At 43.7% G+C, this 20,747-nt stretch carries 18 protein-coding genes; all 18 read left to right on the top strand.

Annotated features, from left to right (window positions below; genetic code table 11):
• Positions 1 to 165 precede the first annotated feature (165 nt).
• The 18 genes from csrD (at position 166) to AB6E78_RS09985 (ending at position 20,656) form a co-directional block, all read left to right on the top strand.
• Positions 166 to 2,181 carry an RNase E specificity factor CsrD gene (gene csrD / locus AB6E78_RS10070; RefSeq protein ID WP_372133342.1) on the top strand — a complete coding sequence of 672 codons (2,016 nt, stop codon included), beginning with the start codon at positions 166 to 168 and terminating at the stop codon, positions 2,179 to 2,181.
• A gap of 2 nt (positions 2,182 to 2,183) precedes the next feature.
• The gene (locus AB6E78_RS10065; protein WP_372133344.1) at positions 2,184 to 3,626 is read left to right on the top strand and encodes an MSHA biogenesis protein MshI; all 1,443 of its coding nucleotides are present in this window, start codon (positions 2,184 to 2,186) and stop codon (positions 3,624 to 3,626) included.
• Entirely contained in the window at positions 3,626 to 4,273 is a 648-nt protein-coding gene (pilO, locus tag AB6E78_RS10060) for a type 4a pilus biogenesis protein PilO (RefSeq protein WP_372133347.1), read from the top strand. Before AB6E78_RS10065 ends, pilO begins: the two co-directional genes overlap by 1 nt.
• A complete protein-coding gene (locus AB6E78_RS10055) occupies positions 4,266 to 4,598 on the top strand; it encodes a hypothetical protein (RefSeq protein WP_017061346.1) in 333 nt (110 codons plus the stop codon). Before pilO ends, AB6E78_RS10055 begins: the two co-directional genes overlap by 8 nt.
• Positions 4,599 to 4,613: 15 nt before the next feature.
• Entirely contained in the window at positions 4,614 to 6,251 is a 1,638-nt protein-coding gene (gene mshL, locus AB6E78_RS10050; RefSeq protein ID WP_017065932.1) for a pilus (MSHA type) biogenesis protein MshL, read from the top strand.
• 53 nt (positions 6,252 to 6,304) lie between these two features.
• Positions 6,305 to 7,144 (top strand): ExeA family protein, encoded by an 840-nt coding sequence (locus tag AB6E78_RS10045; RefSeq protein WP_017061348.1) that lies wholly within the window; start codon positions 6,305 to 6,307, stop codon positions 7,142 to 7,144.
• 2 nt (positions 7,145 to 7,146) lie between these two features.
• A complete protein-coding gene (locus tag AB6E78_RS10040) occupies positions 7,147 to 8,322 on the top strand; it encodes a tetratricopeptide repeat protein (protein ID WP_372127888.1) in 1,176 nt (391 codons plus the stop codon).
• On the top strand, positions 8,312 to 10,036 hold the full coding sequence (locus AB6E78_RS10035; protein ID WP_017061350.1) for a GspE/PulE family protein: 1,725 nt from the start codon (positions 8,312 to 8,314) through the stop codon (positions 10,034 to 10,036). The genes AB6E78_RS10040 and AB6E78_RS10035 overlap by 11 nt, the downstream gene beginning before the upstream one ends.
• Positions 10,037 to 10,048: 12 nt before the next feature.
• The gene (locus tag AB6E78_RS10030) at positions 10,049 to 11,272 is read left to right on the top strand and encodes a type II secretion system F family protein (RefSeq protein WP_017061351.1); all 1,224 of its coding nucleotides are present in this window, start codon (positions 10,049 to 10,051) and stop codon (positions 11,270 to 11,272) included.
• A gap of 3 nt (positions 11,273 to 11,275) precedes the next feature.
• On the top strand, positions 11,276 to 11,731 hold the full coding sequence (locus AB6E78_RS10025; protein ID WP_102321219.1) for an MSHA biogenesis protein MshF: 456 nt from the start codon (positions 11,276 to 11,278) through the stop codon (positions 11,729 to 11,731).
• 79 nt (positions 11,732 to 11,810) lie between these two features.
• Complete coding sequence (locus AB6E78_RS10020; protein WP_048618134.1) at positions 11,811 to 12,386, top strand: prepilin-type N-terminal cleavage/methylation domain-containing protein; 576 nt, start codon at positions 11,811 to 11,813, stop codon at positions 12,384 to 12,386.
• A 35-nt stretch (positions 12,387 to 12,421) separates the two neighbouring features.
• Positions 12,422 to 12,913 carry a type II secretion system protein gene (locus AB6E78_RS10015; protein WP_102321218.1) on the top strand — a complete coding sequence of 164 codons (492 nt, stop codon included), beginning with the start codon at positions 12,422 to 12,424 and terminating at the stop codon, positions 12,911 to 12,913.
• Between the two features lie 122 nt (positions 12,914 to 13,035).
• Entirely contained in the window at positions 13,036 to 13,533 is a 498-nt protein-coding gene (locus tag AB6E78_RS10010; RefSeq protein ID WP_102321217.1) for a Tfp pilus assembly protein FimT/FimU, read from the top strand.
• Entirely contained in the window at positions 13,530 to 13,892 is a 363-nt protein-coding gene (locus tag AB6E78_RS10005; protein ID WP_102321216.1) for a prepilin-type N-terminal cleavage/methylation domain-containing protein, read from the top strand. The genes AB6E78_RS10010 and AB6E78_RS10005 overlap by 4 nt, the downstream gene beginning before the upstream one ends.
• A complete protein-coding gene (locus AB6E78_RS10000) occupies positions 13,892 to 14,614 on the top strand; it encodes a PilW family protein (RefSeq protein ID WP_102321215.1) in 723 nt (240 codons plus the stop codon). Before AB6E78_RS10005 ends, AB6E78_RS10000 begins: the two co-directional genes overlap by 1 nt.
• Entirely contained in the window at positions 14,604 to 15,065 is a 462-nt protein-coding gene (locus tag AB6E78_RS09995) for a hypothetical protein (RefSeq protein ID WP_017068732.1), read from the top strand. Before AB6E78_RS10000 ends, AB6E78_RS09995 begins: the two co-directional genes overlap by 11 nt.
• The gene (locus AB6E78_RS09990) at positions 15,062 to 19,462 is read left to right on the top strand and encodes a DUF6701 domain-containing protein (protein ID WP_372111097.1); all 4,401 of its coding nucleotides are present in this window, start codon (positions 15,062 to 15,064) and stop codon (positions 19,460 to 19,462) included. Before AB6E78_RS09995 ends, AB6E78_RS09990 begins: the two co-directional genes overlap by 4 nt.
• A 150-nt stretch (positions 19,463 to 19,612) precedes the next feature.
• On the top strand, positions 19,613 to 20,656 hold the full coding sequence (locus AB6E78_RS09985; protein WP_017062957.1) for a rod shape-determining protein: 1,044 nt from the start codon (positions 19,613 to 19,615) through the stop codon (positions 20,654 to 20,656).
• Positions 20,657 to 20,747 lie beyond the last annotated feature (91 nt).

Here is a 20,747-nt window from a genome sequence, read left to right as displayed (position 1 = left end):
ACTCAGGCCTTGAAAGCCGCTTAACAGAAATGTCCAACTTTACGGGGTCACTTCATTCATCGCGGCTTTTTGTTACCTACAATTCTTAACGCTTTATTTACAACGTCAATTTATAGTATAAGTAGCAATACGGTATAATGTGAGTTGAAAAGGATTTCGTTATTCATGAGATATACCCCGACACTAAAATTGAGCACTCGATTGGTCGCATTTGTCACCGTGATAGTGATCAGCGCGATGTTCATTCTTTTTATTGGTGGCACACTTTCCTTTAAGCGTATTGGACAGGAATATTTAGACCATTATTTGGTTGGCATTGTCGACGTTGTAGATAAAGAGATGGAAGACCCTGACGCCGCGTATTCAATGCAGCGTTGGATGCCTAAGATGTTGCAGGCGAGCAATATTGTTGAGATGAAACTCTCGAACAAGACCGGCATCGTTTATCGTTTCAAAGATACCTCCCCACAAATTGATCCCAATCGTCTTTATGAGAAAAGCTTCATTTTAGAGCGTAATCAAGGCTACCGAATCGAATTTAAAGCACTTCCTCCTTATATTGGCTACAACTACTCAATGGAAGCGATGTGGTCAATTACTTTGGCTGTCGCATTGGTTCTGTTCTGTCTTGCTCGCGGTGTTCGTTGGTTGAAAGAACAACTCATGGGTTCTGAAATCTTGGAAGAGCGAGGAAGAATGATCTTGGCCGGTCAGGTTGAAGCTCATGCAAAGGGAGATGAGCGAGAGTGGCCTTATACCGCAAGCGAAGCCTTAGATGTATTGATTGAAGAGCTACAAGATGCTCGTCAAGAACGAAGTCGCTTTGATACCTTTATTCGTACCCATACTTTCCTAGATAAACTCACGGGAACGGCAAACCGAGTTTTATTCGATAATAAGCTGGAATCGGCACTGCATGAAAGTGGTGCTCGAGGCGGTGTGTTACTGATACGTATCGACGAATGGGAGCAAGTTAGTGATGCTAACGATAAGCAAACCACAGACGGCTTTATTATTGAAGTCGGTGAAGTACTGTCGAATATCGTTCAACGCTATCCCGATGTCATTTTTTCTCGCTATTACGAAGCGGACTTTGCTGTATTTATCCCTCATCAGGGCGCAAAAGATATTGCGACCTTGGCTGCTCAGTGTTTAAGGCAGTTAGATAAGCTAACTCCGCCAGAGCCTTTAGAGTCGGATAACTGGTGTCATATTGGTGTGACCATGTATACCGAAGGTGAGCGTCATAGCCAGATCATGGATGAAACGGAAACGGCACTAAAGAGTGCTCAGTTAGAGCGTATTAATAACTGGAGCCGTTACCCGAAAGAGAATAAGAATGAGCTTGATAGAGGCAGTGTTCGTTGGAGAACATTACTTGATAAAGCGCTGCTTCCTGAAAATTTAGTAATCTTTGCTCAGCGGTGTTATCTTATGCCGGAATCTGGTCAAGTTAATGAATTACATAGAGAAACATTTACTAGAATTCAGGATCCTGACAAAGGTTTATTGAAATCGTCTCGATTTATGCCTGCGGTAGAGCAAGTGGGTTATCAAGCTCAAATGGACCAATCGGTTCTAAAGGTTGTGTTGAAATCGTTGAAAGAATCAACTCAACCTATCAACTATTCAGTGAATCTGAATGTTACCCCGTTTGCTAATAAACAGCACTTTAAGTGGTTTAGGAGTGAGTTGTTACAGCTCTCTGCTCAACACCGCTCTCAGCTTGCGTTTGAGTTTCCAGAAGGGCACTTGATTGCTCATCTTGATTATATGAGACCGGTGGCAAAGATGTTGCGAGGTTTAGGGTGTAAAGTTGTGGTTGGCCAAGCTGGGCGAACCATTGTTAGCACTCACTATATAAAGGATTTGAAGGTTAATTATATTAAGCTTCATCGAAGCCTAATAAAGAAAATCGACCAAAGGCATGAGAACCAACTGTTTGTTCGAAGCTTAATTGGGGCGTGTGGTGATTCTCCAACTCAAGTTATTGCCGTTGGAGTCGAGACAAAACAAGAAAAGAATACCTTGATAGAGTTAGGCATTAACGGCTATCAAGGGAGATATTTCGACGAAGAACAACAAATTATCCCTTTGCCTAATCAAGCAGAAAAAGCCGCGAAAGCGGAATCTGTTGTAAAAGTTGGACGAAGAAATCGATGGCGTAAGAGTAGTAGTTAAGAATGAATTTTAAAGCGATTTTAGACAAGATAAAGCCAACGAATAATAAAGGTAGCTCGCAAGTTGTCCTGCTGGGCAATGATGCCATTTATATTTCATCGACAGAACAAGAACCTCAAGTAACCAGTATTCCCGTGGTTAATGGGGACTGGGAGAGTGCGCTAAAAAAATCGCTTAGCAGTGAGGCGTTTGCCAGTAATCGTCTCCAGTTGGTTGTCTGTGCTAACTACTACCAAACCTATCAACTTGATAAACCGGATATTCCAGAGAGTGAATGGTCGGTTGCGTTGCCATTTTTACTCAAAGATCTCGTCTCTGAAAGGGTTACTGAGATCACGGCGAGTGCGGTCGCGCTTCCGACGTCGAACAAGCTGCAAGTGTATGTCTTGCCTAAAAAGCTGTTAGATAAGCTTCTAAATATTGCCAACTCGGTTCAGATCGAATTAGTTGGAGTAGCTCCTGAAGATGAAATCTGGGGTTACAGTGCTGGCGAGTTGTCTAACTTCATCCTTTTACAGCGCAGCTCAAATTCACACTTTAAGTTGGGTGCGTTTGTTGAAAATACCGTTTGTTTTCAAAGAACGATTCGAAGTGTTGTTCCACCTTTAACTGGCGTAGCATCAAGTGCTCTGCAGTTGGATGGCCTTGCTTTAGAACTCCAACGTTCGATAGATTACCTTTCTTCGCAAATTAAAGGCACTCAACTTCACCAGCTGAAAATCTGCTGTGATGAGGAAGATGAGGCTGAATTACAAAGCGCCTTAAATAGTACATTGAGCTCGACAGTTTCATTGTTGGTAGAAGGTGAGCGTGATAATTCAGAGAGTTTGTTGGTTAAACTCGCAGCTGAAAAAGATACTTTTAATGTCAACCTTTATCCTGAACATCTTAAGCCTAAAAAAGAATATTTTACGCTTACCAATGTTGTTGCGAGTTGGGGGCTAGTTTGTGTTTTATTGCTTGGTGGTTACTTCGCGATGCAGTACCAAGTATCTAATCTAGATAAAGAACTAACAGCCCTGCAACAAGACTCGAATCAACTTAACAAGCAAGTTAACCAATTGAATAGTAAGTTAACTCAACACAAACCGTCCCCAGAGAAAGTGGCGGCCGTTGCGCGTCTCAAACGTGAGACTCAAGCAAAAAAAGAGGCTTTGAAGGCGGTCGGGCAATACGACGAATCCCAACAAGTCGGGTATTCTGGCGTCATGAATTCCTTAGCTAAACTAGGCCGAAATGACATCTCTCTTTCGCACATCTACATGACCCACGATACTTTAGATCTTAGTGGATTAGCTCGTAACGCAAATGTCGTTCCTAACTGGATTGGTCAGTTTAAAAGTGAGCTTAATTTAGTTGGACGTGCTTTTGAAAAACTAAAAATAGGTCGTAATGATCAGGATGTGGTGACGTTTGAGTTAAGTACTCGTCGGGAGAGTAAATAATGCAGCAGTGGAATCAACTTAGCGATAAGTTTCTTGCATTGAGCCAAAGAGAAAAATGGCTACTTTTCGTGTGTGGTTTTGTTGGCCTATCGATGTTGTTGTTTACCTTATTGGTAGAGCCCGCGTATCTCGACTTACAAGCGAAAAATGCCAAGGCGACCAGCCTGACTCAATCAAACCAAAGGCAGCAAGGTGAGTTACTTGTTCTACAAGCTCAGTTAAACAAAGACCCAGACAAAGAAATTAATCGAGAGTACAAAAAGCTGCTGGTGGAGAGCCAAGATCTCTCTCTTCAGCTTTCTCAGATTGTTGATGGATTAATCACACCTTCTCAAATGTCGCAGTTACTGGAGAGCGTTCTTAACGCCGGTAATGGACTAAAGCTTGAATCGCTAGAGTCATTAAAACCAGAAGCGATTTCGAACAATAAAGAGACCAGCGAATATTCAGGCTACTTTCTTCACCCTGTAAGAATGGAGCTAACCGGCAGTTACTTTGATATCTCAGCTTACCTTCAAGCACTTGAGTCTCTACCTGTGAGTTACTACTGGCGCACATTTGAATACTCAGTAGAAGAATATCCTAAAGCTCGACTGGTGTTCGAGGTTTACACATTAGGTACTAGACAGGAGTTTATCGGTGGTTAGAACTCTTTTGTTGTCCTTGCTATTTAGTAGCTCTTTTGTGTGGGCTGAGCAAGATCCCACGGCGCCATTAGGCTGGCTTTCACCTCAACAGAAAACGGCGCCTGCTAAGAAAGCACCAACTCGTTATCGCTTGCCTTCTTTAGAAAGCATCGTGTGTAAGGGAGATACGCCTTGCTATGCGATTATGAATGGTCAGATTCTCGGACAAGGGGAAACGATCAGAGGGTACCGAGTTAAGAACATAGATCCAGAATACGTCACTCTGCAGAGAAGCTCTAAGCAGTGGAAATTAGAGATGTTCTCTTTAGATGTTAAGAATAATTAAGGTTAGAGTGAAGACATGCGTAAACTTGTAGTAGCAATCCTAGTGTCATCTTTAGTCGGCTGTTCGATGGGGCATAGAGATCCTGTTGAGATTAAAGAGTCTTTAAACGAATCAATTAATGAAGCCAATAGCAGAGCGCTTCATGAGCTGCCTTCGTCGGTTCAAGATGACCTTATGCCTCAGCTTAATTCTGACTCGATGTCTCCGGGGATGGAAACGGTTAAGCGTTTTCGTATTCAGGCAAAAGGCGTTGAAGCGAGAACTTTTTTTGCCAGCTTAGTGAAAGGTACGGAATATAGTGCGGCTATTCACCCAAGTGTGTCTGGAAACCTTACGCTTAATCTAACGGACGTGACGTTAGATGAGGTACTGGCTGTTGCTCAAGATATGTATGGCTACGATATTGAAAAGCGTGGCAAAGTGATTCAAGTTTATCCTGCCGGTCTTCGCACCGTAACGATCCCTGTCGATTACTTACAAGTTAAGCGTTCTGGTCGCTCACTAACGACGATCACCACCGGCACGATCTCTAACTCAGATTCGAATTCATCGAGCTCTTCAAACTCGAACTCAAACTCGTCAAATTCATCTAACTCTTCTAATTCATCAAACTCGACATCGAATGGTGGTACAGAGATTGAAACGACCTCTGAAAGTGATTTTTGGCCACAGCTTGAAGCGGCGGTTGCTCACTTAATTGGCTCGGGCGATGGGCAAAGCGTTGTCGTGACCCCGCAAGCGAGTGTGATTACAGTGCGTGCTTACCCTGACGAAATTCGTGAGGTTCGAGAGTTCTTAGGTATTTCTCAAAAACGCCTGCAGCGTCAAGTTATCCTAGAAGCCAAAATCATGGAAGTAACCTTGAGTGATGGTTACCAACAAGGTATTAGCTGGTCTAATTTATCTAAGTCGATTGGCAGCGGCGGTGTGGTAATTGATCGACCTGGTGGAACTTTGCCTCCATTAGATGCGATCAGCTCTTTGTTAGGCGGGCAAACCAACGTAACGATCTCAGATGGCAGTTTTGAAGCGGTATTGAGCTTTATGGATACTCAAGGTGACCTGAACGTTCTATCAAGCCCACGAGTCACAGCTGCAAACAACCAGAAAGCGGTTATCAAAGTGGGTACTGACGAATACTACGTGACGGATTTATCTAGCGCGGTAGGCAGTGGTGACAACGCGAACGTCGCACCTGAGGTTGAGTTAACTCCGTTCTTTTCGGGTATCTCCTTAGATGTGACCCCTCAGATAGATGATAAAGGTAGCGTATTCTTACATGTTCACCCAGCCGTTATTGAGGTCGAGGAAGAAGTGAAAGAGCTCAACCTTGGTTCTACAACGGGTGTGGTGCAGCTTCCTTTGGCGAAAAGCTCTATTCGTGAGTCTGACTCAGTGATTCGAGCTCGAGATGGCGATGTGGTTGTTATTGGTGGTTTGATGAAATCCAACACCAGTGATGTGACCTCTAAAGTTCCATTCCTCGGTGATATTCCAGCCTTAGGTCATTTGTTCCGTAACACCAATCAGTTAACGCAAAAAACTGAACTCGTGATCTTGCTTAAGCCAACGATCGTGGGTGTGAATACTTGGCAAAATGAGTTGGAGCGTTCACGTGATCTTCTTCAACAGTGGTTCCCTGATGAAGAGTAATTGCTTATTTTCTCTATATAGAGTGGCAGTGTCTCACTAAGCTAGGTCGTCGTATGTATCAAGCTCACTTTGGTTTTGAACAACTGCCATTTACCTTAACGCCGAATACCGATTTCTTCTATGGTTTAGCGCCTCATTTCGAAGCGATTCAGACGGTAATCTCGGCGTTGGAAATGGGTGAGGGCGTGATTAAGGTGACCGGAGAAGTAGGCACTGGAAAAACCATGGTTTGCCGGATGTTGGTCAATCACCTACATGACTGTACAGCTCTGATCTACTTACCAAACCCTGTGTTATCAGGGGCAGACTTGCGCCAGGCGGTTGCAACAGAGCTTGGTTTAGCTGTCGATAATGAAGCAACCTTGGTTGATAACATTCAGCATAAGCTCATTGAATTGCACAATTCTGGTTTAAGAGTGGTGGCTATTCTTGATGAAGCTCAGGCTCTATCGGATGAAGCGCTCGAAACATTAAGGTTGTTTGGTAACCTTGAAACGGAAGATAAAAAACTGCTGCAGATTGTCTTATTAGGTCAGCCAGAATTGGATGCTCGATTAGAGGCTTACCACCTAAGGCAGTTTCGCCAAAGAATCACATTTAGTTCGACACTGAGACCGCTGAATCTCGATGAAACGGTGGCTTATATTGATAATCGAATCGCTAAATCTGGTGGCAGCCCTGAGTTATTCAGCTTGAATCAAAAAAAGGCGATCTGTCGTTCGTCGTTAGGTATCCCTAGATTGATAAACCAACTTTGCCATAAGGCTCTATTGCTTTCGTTCAGTGAAGATAAGAAAAGTATCGACAACCAACATCTTTTTTCAGCTATGCATGAAACGTACGATGTGTGTAAGCCTAAATTTAAAACGCCAATACTGTGGGGTTGGAATTAATTATGAGCGTCATTAACAACGCCTTGTCTGAATTGGCAAAGAAAAAGTCAGCGACTTCGATTGAAGCGGCAGTCGTACCTAAAGTAAAAACGCGTTCCCCCCTAGTTTGGGTTGTTGCAGGTTTTACGTTGAGCTTAGCGATGGGCGGTTGGGCGATATCGCAAGGCCCTGTGATTGATCAGTCTATTGTTGAGCAGTCAATCTCAACTCGAGATTTACAGGTTCAAGTCTCTGTCGTTGATGATTCAAATGGCATCCAGGAAGCCGCTCAACCTATCTCATCGCCAACTAAGAAATTGGTGACACTAGACTCTGCGATCCTTTCAACAGAAAACACTGCGATGGCAAAAAGCGCTCAATCTAAGCCTAGTGTTTCCGAATCAGTTGTTATGTCTGCCCCAAAAGCGACAAAACAACAAACACCGGCTAAACCTCTAAGCACGCCTAAAACGATTAGGACTGACATCCCCCAACCAGTTTACGTTGCTAGTGTGGCCAAAAAAGATCCTGCGTCTATCTCTAATGAGCCTATAACCTCTGGTGGTTCAGAAAATAGCGGAATGTTGATCGAGCAGGTTGAGTTAACTCCGGAACAGCTATCTGTGAATGCACAAGGTCGAGCTCAGAAAGCGCTTGATGCGAACGATCTTACTGGTGCGTTGAAAGGTTATACCGAGGCGCTGCGTTATACCCCAAGAAATGAAGATGTCCGTCAGAAACTTGCGATTCTCTATTTTGGTAAAGGCGATACTCGCAAAGCCTATGAGCTTTATCAGTCTGGTATCAAGCTCAACATCAACAGTGAAAAACTGCGTTTAGGGTTATCAAAACTGCTGGTAAAAGCGAATCAATCAGAAGCGGCTTTAAGTCCGTTAATACATTTACCACCGAACCCTACCCAAAATTATTTGGCGATGCGTGCGGCCTTGAGTCAAAAGAGTCAGCAAGAAGAAGTGGCATTGGAAAGTTACCAAAAGTTGGTTGAGGTCGATTCAGATAATGCTCGCTGGTGGTTAGGCTTAGCGATTCAGCAAGAACGTCAACTCGATTTCACAGCTGCTAAAGCGTCATACCAAGGTGCGTTAACCAGAGTCGGTATCTCATCTCAATCACAAAGCTTTGTGCGTGACCGGTTAAAAATACTCAATGCTTTAGAGGAGAGCGGCGATGCAAATTAGATTAAGAAAAAGACTTGGTGATTTGCTTGTCGAAGAAGGCATTATCACTGAGGCTCAAGTTGAACAAGCACTGGCCGCTCAGAAAAGTACTGGGCGTAAGCTGGGTGATGCGCTAATTGAGCTTGGCTTCTTGTCAGAACAGCAAATGCTGAGCTTTTTGTCGCAGCAGTTAGCGATTCCTCTTATTGATTTAAGCCGAGCCGTTGTCGATGTTGAAGCAGTACAGCTTTTACCCGAAGTACATGCTCGTCGCCTTCGTGCATTGGTTATTGGACGCCAAGGTGACACTTTGCGTGTTGCAATGAGTGACCCTGCGGATCTGTTTGCCCAAGAGTCTTTGCTTGGTCAGCTCGGCGATTACGCGCTTGAATTCGTTGTTGCTCAAGAAAGGCAATTGGTTGATGGCTTCGATCGCTATTATCGAAGAACCAAAGAGATTGCCTCGTTTGCTGAGCAACTTCACGCTGAACACCAAGTTAATGATGCTTTTGATTTCGATATCGCTGAAGAAGACAGTGATGAAGTTACCGTCGTTAAGCTGATCAACTCACTATTTGAAGATGCTATTCAGGTTGGTGCTTCGGATATCCATATCGAGCCAGATTCAAACGTATTGCGTCTTCGTCAGCGTATTGATGGTGTGCTGCATGAAACATTGCTGAATGAAGTGAATATTGCTTCAGCACTTGTACTGCGCTTGAAGCTGATGGCAAACCTCGATATTTCAGAGAAACGTCTTCCTCAAGACGGCCGCTTTAATATCCGAGCTAAAGGTCAGTCGGTTGATATTCGTATGTCGACCATGCCAGTACAGCACGGTGAATCAGTGGTTATGCGTCTTCTTAACCAGTCAGCAGGCCTACGTAAACTAGAAGAGTCGGGCATACCGAGTGATCTGTTGGTTCGTCTGCGTCAACAATTGCGCCGTCCACATGGCATGATTTTGGTTACCGGACCAACCGGCTCAGGTAAAACAACAACCTTATACGGCGCGTTAAGTGAATTAAACGAACCGGGTAAAAAGATCATTACTGCGGAAGACCCGGTGGAATACCGCCTACCTCGTGTGAATCAAGTTCAGGTAAACCCTAAGATCAATCTCGATTTCTCTACTATCTTGAGAACCTTTCTACGTCAGGATCCCGATATTATTCTTATCGGTGAGATGCGTGACCACGAAACCGTTGAGATAGGCTTGAGAGCTGCACTGACCGGCCACTTAGTATTAAGTACGTTACATACCAATGATGCGGTAGACAGCGCGTTGCGTATGATGGATATGGGTGCTCCGGGTTACTTGGTCGCGAGCGCTGTTCGAGCAGTAGTCGCACAGCGATTAGTTCGTAAAGTGTGTACAGATTGTAAGGTTGAGGATGAGTTAGATGAACCTCGCAAGCAATGGCTGAGCGTCCGTTTCCCTAACCAAGTAGGTGTGCCGTTTATGAAAGGCCGTGGTTGCCAGAACTGTAACTTAACCGGTTACCGCGGGCGAATTGGTGTATTTGAAATGTTGGAGCTAGAGCAAAACATGATGGATGCACTGAGAGCTAATGATGCGGTAGGTTTTGCTCAAAAGGCGAGACAGTCTGAAAACTATAAACCGTTATTGGCTTCTGCGATGGAATTGGCTCTGCAAGGTGTCGTGAGTCTTGATGAGATAATGCATCTTGGCGAAGGTGATGCGTCCGGTGCCACTGACCCAATTTATCTGTAGGGGTAGAATGATATGCCAACGTATCGTTATGTAGGTCGCAGCTCTGATGGTAGTCAAGTAAGTGGGCAATTAGACGCGAATAACGAAGATCTTGCTGCTGAAAGCTTGATGAGTAAAGGGATCATTCCAACCTCTATCAAACTGGGCAAAAGTGGTGGTTCAGTCTTAGATATGGATGTATCGAGTCTGTTCTTTCCGAGTGTACCGTTAGAGGTGTTGGTTCTGTTTTGTCGACAGTTATACAGCCTAACCAAAGCGGGTGTACCACTATTAAGATCGATGAAAGGCCTCACTCAAAACTGCGAAAATAAGCAGCTGAAAGCCGCCTTGGAAGAGGTGGTTGCTGAGCTAACCAATGGTCGCGGCTTAGCGGCGTCAATGCAGATGCACCCAAAGGTATTCAGTCCGTTGTTTGTCTCGATGATTGGCGTTGGTGAAAACACAGGCCGTCTAGATCAGGCTTTACTGCAATTAGCTGGATATTACGAACAAGAAGTTGAGACTCGCAAACGAATTAAGACTGCGATGCGTTACCCAACATTCGTGATCAGTTTTATCTTGATTGCAATGTTCATTCTTAACATCAAGGTTATTCCACAGTTCTCAAGCATGTTTGCGCGCTTTGGTGTCGACTTGCCGCTGCCTACTCGTATCTTGATTGGTATGTCTGAGTTCTTTGTGAATTACTGGGGCTTAATGCTTGGAGTGATCTTTGGTCTTATCTTCGCTTTTAAAGCTTGGGTGAAGACAGACAAAGGCTTGGAAAAGTGGGATCGATTACGCTTAAAAATGCCGGTCATTGGCGGGGTAGTGAATCGAGCACTGTTGTCACGCTTCTCGCGTACTTTTGCTTTGATGCTTAAAGCGGGTGTTCCACTGAACCAGTCGCTAGCGCTTTCGGCGGAAGCTTTAGATAACCGTTTTCTAGAGTTGCGAGTTCAAGCCATGAAATCGGCCATTGAAGCCGGTAGTACGGTTTCGTCGACCGCGATTAACAGCGAAATTTTCACACCGCTCGTGATACAAATGATCTCCGTCGGTGAAGAGACGGGTCGTATTGATGAGCTATTACTTGAAGTGGCTGATTTTTATGACCGCGAAGTCGATTACGATCTGAAAACCTTAACCGCCAGAATTGAACCCATTTTGTTAACCATCGTTGCAGGCATGGTGCTGATTTTGGCGCTAGGTATCTTCTTGCCGATGTGGGGAATGTTGGATGCGATCAAAGGCTAGGGAATGCTAAATAACCTACAACGCTCACGTTTTGTTATTTGGACAGTGGTTATTCTTTTTCTTATTGTCGGTGTGCTTTCGGCATTCAAAACGGTAGAAGAAGAAGCGACTAACACGGCATTTATCGTCGCGAGCAAGCGGATTTTAGAGCAAGCCAATTTGTTCAAACAGCAGTATTTGTTATCGGGTGCTGGGCAAGAAGAAGGCTCGGAACCCCCAAAGATCTACAGCAGAACTGGGTGGGTAATGCCTATCCAAGGTACGGAGCGAGACTGTAATTATTGGCTGGATCAATTATATCCTCAAGGGAGCATTTTAGGGCTAAGCTCTCCAAGAGTTGAAGATAAAAGTGACAACATACACTTTCACTGTAGTTATCATTATTCTGATAAATATCAGATAGATGTATTGCTTGAAAGCGAAAGGTTTAGTGTAAAAGCCAATATTTTGGCTTTGTGAGAATATTGACACTGTTTTTATGGTTTTATACGTGTGCAAATGTATAATGCGCGTTAGTAATTAGATGAGTAGGTAGAAAATGCTTAAAAATCAAAAGGGTTTCTCCCTTGTCGAATTAGTCATAGTGATTGTAGTCGTTGGTTTATTGGCGGTTGCAGCCCTACCTCGCTTCTTAGATGTGACAGATGAGGCTAAAAAATCCAGTATTGAAGGTGTTGCTGGCGGTTTTGCGACAGCAGTACTGTCGGCAAGAGCACAGTGGGAAGCAGAGGCTAGGCCATCAGAGAAGATAGGTGTTGAAACATACAATACTGTAAACTATGATGGTGTTGATTTTTGGTTAACAAGATCAAAAAACAGTAACAACGTCGAGACCGACTTTCGTGATGGCTATCCGTGGACTCTGAACAATAATTCGAGCACTGCTCCACAAGATATTTCAGATGAAACATGTTCTGAGTTGATGGAAAACTTGCTGCAAAATCCACCTAAAGTAGGTGCGGTTTCAGATGTCGCTAATGACTCAAATTACAAATATTCAGCGCAAGCGAATTCAGGTGATGCAACCTGTACTTACGTTCAATTAGAAGGTAGTACAGAACATGAATTTGTTTACGAAATTAAAACTGGTCGTGTGACCGTAACTTTGCAGTAAGTCTGCGTAAAATTAAACATAGAGAGAGCTTAACTATGAAAAGACAAGGCGGTTTCACCCTAATCGAACTAGTGGTTGTAATTGTTATTCTAGGTATTCTTGCTGTAACTGCGGCACCGCGTTTCCTAAACCTGCAAGATGATGCTCGTGAGTCTTCACTTCAAGGTCTAAAAGGTGCAATTGATAGTGCTGCAGGTATCGTTTATGGCAAAGCTGCTGTAGAGGGCGTTGAGTCTCAAGAGTACACTGCAACGCCAGCTCCAGAAGTAGAGGGCATTACAACTTCTTTTGGTTACCCAACAGCGGATGCTGATGGTATTGGTGCAGCAGTTGTTGGCTTGTCTACAGATTGGTCTGTAACTGCTAGTGTTGCAAATACCAGTATTACATACTCATTCTCAGGCACTGCTGCTAACGCAGCGGCATGTATCGTTACTTATACGCAAGCTACTGGTACAACAGCGGCAAGTGCTGCAACTACTACTGTAAATTTAGGCACTGCAGCTGATGGCTGTGGTGGTAACTAGATTTTTGTTCTAGACCAGCTTCGGCTGGTCTTTTTTTGTATTTAATATGTTTAAACTGCTACTTTATCCTTCCATACAGTAATTTATAATCTAGATAGTCAAATTAACCAATTAAGGCTTATATGAATACAAAGCCAAACAAAGGTTTCACTCTAGTAGAATTAATTGTGGTGATTCTTTTACTTGCGATTATCTCTGTGACAGCTGCCAGCCGATTTGGTGGTCGCCAAATTTATGAATTATATGCTCTTCAAGAGCAGGTTTCTTCTGTTGTTCGACAGATTCAGCTCAATAGAATGCAATCCAATATGGATATGTCTGTGTCTGGGGCTGAAAGCTTACGTTTGGTGGCAGCTAATGGTTGTCTTGGCTCTCAATCGGGCTGTGACAATCTAGCCGAAACTAGAAGTGATGTTATTTCTAGTGATGATTACACGTTTTCATCTCAACCTCTCTCTACGACCTCTTCCCCAATAGAATTCAACTTATTGGGTAACCCTGAGAGTGCCGCTTCAGCTGGCGTTCAAATTACCATTTCACCAAGAAATAGTTCAGACAGGGCTTGGGTTTGTATCAATTCTCAAGGTTTTGTTTATCCAAGTAATCAGGTATGCCCATGAAGTACGTAAATAATGGCTTTACGCTTATCGAGTCGATCATTGTTATTGTGCTACTTGGGTTTGCAATGCTCGCATTTTCTACTTTTCTTGCACCACAATCCGCACTTTCAGGGCAAGTGAATTATTCCAACCGAGCTTCAGCATTAGGTCAAAGTATTATGACAGATCTTTTAGCTCGAGATTACGGCTCGGTGAGCTCTGGTACTCCAATTGAACTTGGCAGCACTTATACTAATTTTAATGTGGATTTGGTTGTTGCCAACGATACGCCAACTGCTTCGATGCAGAAATTTACCTTAACAATTACCGCCAGCAATAACTCTCCTATCACTTTAGTCGCTTATAAAGGGGAGTATTAATGAAAGGGAAAGGGTTTACGCTTATAGAGATGATTTTAGCTATTGTCATCTCAAGTATTGTCTTGCTTGGTGTCGCGAATTTTACTGAACTTGGAGTGAGAGGCTATTTTGGCTCTGTAGAGCGCTTTCGACTACAAACTGAAGCTAGATTTGTACTGGAAAAGCTTTCGCGTGAAGTGAGGCATGCTGTACCTAATCTGTTTCCTGCTTCTGTAAGTAGCGGATGTGTCTCATTTTATCCCATTGTTGACTCGGGCTTCTACGCGATCTCCGGTGCGGATATTAATTTTCTAGTGAGTGACAGCGGAGCGACAAGCAGTTCATTACAATCTATGTCACTGGTTATAAACCCGACTAGACCACATACTGATATCAGCAACCTAAATAATATATACACCCTCAATAATGTAGTTCCTCCAAGTGCATCCGCTGCATACTTTTCAATTCCAAACGGAGCTAACACTCTTGTCAGTGAATCTGTAGGTAAAAGGCACTACATTTTTGACTCAAATAACCTTGTGGAGTATTGCCTTGCGAATAGTAATTTACTAACTCGTAATGGTGTCACAATAAGCGATCGAGTTATGAGTGAGAATAGCACTCTGAGTTATCAACCTGCGGATGTTCAGAGTAACGGTGTTGTTGAGTTGATTCTCGAGTTTGCAGAAAATAATGAGTCCACAGTGTTTGAGCTAGATATACAGGTGATTAATGTCCCGTAAATCAACCCAAAAAGGTAGTGCGTTAGTCATTGTCATCTTTGTTATCGTGGTGCTTGGTTTCTTAGCGACAAGTTTGAGTCGAACGAGTTGGTCTGATAATGATTCAAACACTCGAGTTGTACTTGGCACACAAGCTTGGTTGCTCAGTCACTCTGTTAATGAGTATGTTATGACTCAGTTTTATCCGGATCCTGATCCTCAGGCTTCTTCTGCTGTTGCTAGTGTTTGTAGCAGCAATGATCTCCAACCCGGAGGTGGGATTTTTACGGTAGCAAGCTCTATGGTTGATACGGCTTCGGTGAATTGCTCTCTTGAGCGAGTGCAGTGTTCCAATCGAGGAGAGCTTGATGGCTTTGTTTTCTATGTTCTAGAGTCTTCGGTAATTTGCGGTTCTGGTGTGAGCCAAGTGCAACGTAATCAAGAAGTGTGGGTGAAGGAGTCAATACGATGAAAGCATGTAGATATATTTTAGTTGCCTGTTTCTGCCTATTCCCTTTGATCGCGACAGCGTCGACTTGTAACGTAGATCCGAGCGGTGAATTTAAAATATCATTTAATATCAATTCCGCCCAGCTTGTTGAATCTGTGTTTGCAGAGCAAGAGCCCGGAAATAACCGCCCGGAATACACCATCTGGACCAATGATATTAATGAGCCTACGGTGGGAGATACGCCCTTTATTCGCGATCCTCGTTACATGGTTGGTGGGGGAGACTATAGTGTTCAACTGATTTATCAGCCGGGAGCGGGAAATGATGCCGGAACCGCAGACTACTACGTTGACGATGGGCAGGGTTTTACTTTTTTAGGCAATTACCCCGCAGACTTTAAAGGTATTCACCCGCAAAGCGTCGATATTAATAGTGGGGACAGTACTGAACTAGAATGTGACAGCTCGGATATCGAGCCACCGCCGGTTTATTCAAACGATGCTCAGTATGAATTTGGTATCGTTCAGTGCTCTGGTGGAGAATGTAAGATCCCACTGACTCAGTCTTATACCAACACTCCACTGGTGTTTGTGATGCCAACCATTGATTCAAGTGCCCCTGACGCGGATGCTCCTGCAACGTTAATGGTTACCGAGGTAAGCAAAACCGAAGCGACCATCAAGCAGATTAAGGCGCCAAAGAATGGCGGTGGTTCAGATTTAGATAGCCAACCGATAACAGAAGTCAGTTACCTTGCGATTGAGCCCGGTGTGGCCGATTTTAATGGCCATGAAGTCATAGCGGGTTATTTGAACACCGATGCAGCCAGTGCTAAATCAGGCTCAAATAGTAATGATAGAGTCCTTTATAGCGATTTTGGCGGAGCTGGCTTTTCTTCTAATCCGGTGGTATTGCATCAAATTCAAACTCGAAATAACAATGATAAATGGATGACCTCTGGCAAGGTTAGGCGAACCGATGAAACGTCATACATTGATTTGTTTTTGGAGCTAAGTGCTTCTCACCGCAGTAACGATGATTATGACGATGAGAAGATCGCGTTTTTAGCGACGTTAGCCACCAATACTAACCTTGATGTTGATGGTTTTAAGGTTCAATTTGCAAGAGGGCATGATACGCCAAGTCAAAGCGGTAATGACCCAATGTTGGATGGCTGTGAGGATAAGTATGCTACCACCTCTCTAACGAATATTGACGGGATCATAGCTAATAAACAAGAGAGGGCTGGTGGACACGGAGGCTGGCTACGTCGATGTAACATTAACACGAACCAAGTTAGCTTTGTTGTAGATGAGGACTTTAGAGACCGCACGCATATTCCGGAAGAAGTGGGTTACTTTGCGTTTGAGTTACCTGAGGTGGTTCCTGTTGCCAACGTGTGTAACTTGTTTCCCGAGCCCATTCAGAGTTGGACTGGTGTGAATAGCTCATTGACGGTTACCAGCCAGCAAACAAAATTTAGCGGCTGGTCTAATAACTATATTAATCAATCTTTAAAAAAGGTCTCTGAAGGCTATGAGCTCTTTAATGATAAATGGACAACAAAAGATGACTTTTTATTATTGGGTTTTGATGATGCGAGTGAGTTTTATCATATTTATAATTTTCCAGTGTGTGATGAACATCAATGTGATGTTGGTAATAATGATAGCCAACTTGAATTAAGAAAGATTAAAGGCAGTTACGTAACCTCTATTGCAGAAAAAAATCCATCAGAAAGTTTAACCATTACGGGCAAGGCTTCGGATATTTTGCAGAGCTGCGGAGCGGACTCAGAGATATGTTCTTACCAAATTAACGGTGAAACAATAGATGTTTTCATTGAGAGTAACTTGTCTAAGCTCGTTATCAACAAGCAGGGGAATGATTATAATCTAGTTCGAGTCGTCTTAGATGAAGACAGTTATATCTCAGATGTTAAAGTTAGTGGAGGGGCGGGTGTAGAACTGGTTTTTCCTGATAATTCCACGGTGACCTTTGATAATTATGAGCATGATGCAGGAGATTTGGTATATGCCTTTGAGGGCAACTCTCAAATAAATGTGATAACACGTATGAAGTTTAACTTGGCAGTTGATATACAATCTGACTTCGCTTATCCCATTATATACGCTCCTAAAGGTGAGGTCATATTTGACGTTGGGAACTCTACTTTCAAAGGATTTATTCTCGCAGATACTGTAGATTTAAATCAGACAGCTATTCATGGTGCCGTGACAGCGAGAGTCGCCGTGCTTGATAATGGTGTAACGATAATCAAACCTGATTATTCTTGTGAACCCCCAGTACAGCAAGGATTATTGGTTGTAGAACCTCAACAATTATATAGCCTAACCTGTGAGCGAATTCCGGTTGAGTTTCGCCTAGAAGAGAATGGCGAATTGGTCGACTCTAATGAGCAGTTTGAAGCGACGGTAACCCCAACGGGAACGCGATGGTGTACGGGTGAAGCTAACAATGCGTGTGAAACTCCGGATTATACGTTTGATGGTGGCATTCGAACCTTGTATTTAGACTCTGATACGGTTGGTAGTTTCAGTGTTGGGGGAGTCTACGATTCAGAGCCCGCAACATCGACACAAGTTTTTTATGTGCCCTATAAGTTTGATACAAGCCCAAGCCAAATACATATGAATGCAGCTCAAGACTCTCAAGAGTTAGTGGTAGAGGTGACGGCTCAAGCTTGTGATCAAGGCGTTGTTAGCCCAGTAAATGGCTATACTAAAAACTTATCATTTGATGCTTCTAAAGATTACTTTCTTGAAATGCCTACCCCTGAAGATGGATCACTTGATGACTTCTCAGTTACAGATCTAAATTTTGATAATGGTGGTGCTACAACTGAAGTAAATTGGAGCAATGTTGGGCAAGTTAATGTAGTTATCAATGATCCTAGCTTTGATTGTTCTGAAATTGAAGGGTGTCCTATTTATGAACAGCCTGATTCCGCAAGTTCGGGGTTGGTTGGTAGCTTTGTTGTCAAATCTAAACCTTATGAGTTTGCTGTATGTACTGATAGCGATTCAAGTGGAACGAGTACAGAATCCAGTAGTAGTGGCTTTGTTGCAGCGGGGGAGAGCTTTGATGTGGACGTGAAACCCATGATTACCGGAGCTAATGTAAATTCCGTATGTTCAAATAATGTAGGTGTTCCTTCGAATTATTTTGTGTCTCAAGCTTCGATCAGTGTTTCCCATTATTTAGACACACCAAGTGAGGGTGTACTTGGCTATTTGATGCCCGACACGATATCTCCGAGTATTTCAATTAGTGATCAGTCAAATGGTGGGTACCAACTTGATGGGTTAACCTACTCAGAGGTAGGAAGTTTTGAATTGGTTGCAATTGAAACGGGTAACTTTTATAGCACCATTGCCCCTCCAAATGGTGATTCAGGTGTCACTGGGTCTAAAACTATCGGCCGTTTTTACCCCAAATACTTCATGCAAGGTGACCCTGAGTGGAATGTTACAAATCAAAATAATATTGCGTACCTAAGTCAACCTTATGACTCAACCGTTCATCAGGTATACCCAATGGCATCAGGTGAAAGCAGTGTTGGTAACGCGCTTAACAACTATCAATTCTTTGCCCCGAGCCTACAAGCCAGTTTTGGTATTCTGGATGATACAGCTGTCGATAATGGGTTCTTGCTGGATACTGAGGCAGGCACTTGGTCTACTGATCGTAAGCATTGGTTGTTGAACGATAGTGCCGCTGTTCTTCAGCGAGTTACGGATTTGTATGACGTTAGCCGCAGAGATGCACCGTTTAATACTTCAGATGCTAACTCCACTATTACCCACTTTGGCTTGACTGTTGCAGGAGTTGATCCTGTTTCATTTACTGACTCTGATATTTTGACTGATTCTGTCGAGTTTCCGGTCCAGCCTCCAGCTCGTTATGGTCGAATGGCGCTCGATGATATTGGTGGTAATTCTGATACTACTCTAACTATTCCATTGCGCGCTGAGTTCTGGGATGGCAGCGAGTTTATTGTTAACGAGGATGATGACCGCAGTACCTTCAATGGGGCTAATACTTGTAAACAAGTTATTTGGCACAGTGAAGGGGCGGCAACCACTTTAGTTTCACTTAACGGTAGTGGAAATGTGGATGATGGAGAAGAAGAGGTCACAGCAAATCAAAATACGCCAGCAGGAACAGACGCGCCACGTGAGCAAGTTCGTCTGTGGTTAAGAATGGATGACTCTGAGCCTGATAGCGATGGCGGAAATAACATCTCATGTAGTGGCAGTGATCAAGATCAACCATGGCTACGTTACAACTGGCGCCAACTGGGTGATGAAGATCCATCCACCGTCGTCACATTTGGTATCTACCGCGGTAACGATCGTGTGATCTACCGAGGTGAAAGTGGCTTAACAGGTCAGTAATAATATAATTTTTGCCCCTTAAGTTAGGAATCTGTAAGAAATTGCGGGTTTCAGTCCATGTTTGCACTTCAATGCCTTGCCGTAACAGCAAGGCATTGGTACATTTAGTGCAATTTTTGTCTTCTAATTCTTGCAGGATGAGCGAAGAATATGTTTAAAAAACTTCGTGGCATGTTTTCAAACGACCTATCGATTGATTTAGGTACAGCCAATACCCTTATTTATGTAAAAGGCCAAGGCATTGTTCTTGATGAGCCTTCAGTTGTAGCTATTCGCCAAGATCGTGCGGGTTCTGCAAAGAGTGTCGCTGCTGTTGGCCACGCTGCTAAGCAAATGCTTGGTCGTACGCCTGGTAACATCTCAGCGATCCGTCCAATGAAAGACGGTGTAATTGCCGACTTTTACGTAACGGAAAAAATGCTTCAGCACTTCATCAAACAAGTGCATGACAACAGTGTGCTTAAACCAAGTCCTCGTGTTTTGGTTTGTGTACCTTGTGGTTCAACACAGGTTGAGCGTCGTGCTATCCGTGAATCAGCGTTAGGTGCTGGTGCTCGTGAGGTTTACCTAATCGATGAGCCTATGGCTGCTGCGATTGGTGCTGGCCTACGTGTCTCTGAGCCAACAGGTTCAATGGTTGTTGATATCGGTGGTGGTACTACTGAAGTTGCGGTTATCTCACTGAACGGTGTGGTTTACTCGTCTTCTGTTCGCATTGGTGGTGACCGTTTTGATGAAGCGATCATCAATTACGTTCGTCGTAACTACGGCAGCTTGATCGGTGAAGCGACAGCAGAGAAGATCAAACACGAAATCGGTTCAGCTTACCCTGGCGATGAAGTCGAAGAGATCGAAGTACGTGGTCGTAACCTTGCTGAAGGTGTGCCTCGTAGCTTTAGCCTAAACTCAAACGAAATCCTTGAAGCACTTCAAGAACCTCTATCTGGCATCGTATCTGCAGTCATGGTTGCACTTGAACAGTGTCCACCAGAGCTGGCTTCTGATATCTCAGAAAACGGTATGGTACTAACAGGTGGTGGTGCACTGCTTAAAGACCTTGATCGCCTGTTAACAGAAGAAACAGGTATCCCTGTTGTTGTTGCAGAAGAGCCATTAACGTGTGTTGCTCTAGGTGGCGGTAAAGCTCTAGAGATGATCGACATGCACGGCGGCGATCTGTTCAGCGAAGAATAATATCTAGTGTTAGGCTCTTTTCTTATCTAGTTTTATGTAAAGAGCCTAGGACCTTGTCTATAGGATCAAATGTAGCTCTAGGACCAAATAT

The sequence above is a fragment of the Vibrio sp. 10N.247.310.98 genome (genome assembly GCF_041467395.1).
In the GTDB taxonomy this organism is placed as follows: domain Bacteria; phylum Pseudomonadota; class Gammaproteobacteria; order Enterobacterales; family Vibrionaceae; genus Vibrio; species Vibrio crassostreae_C.
The sequence above is the reverse complement of the archived record's forward strand: the minus strand, read 5'-3'. Positions and strand labels throughout refer to the sequence as shown.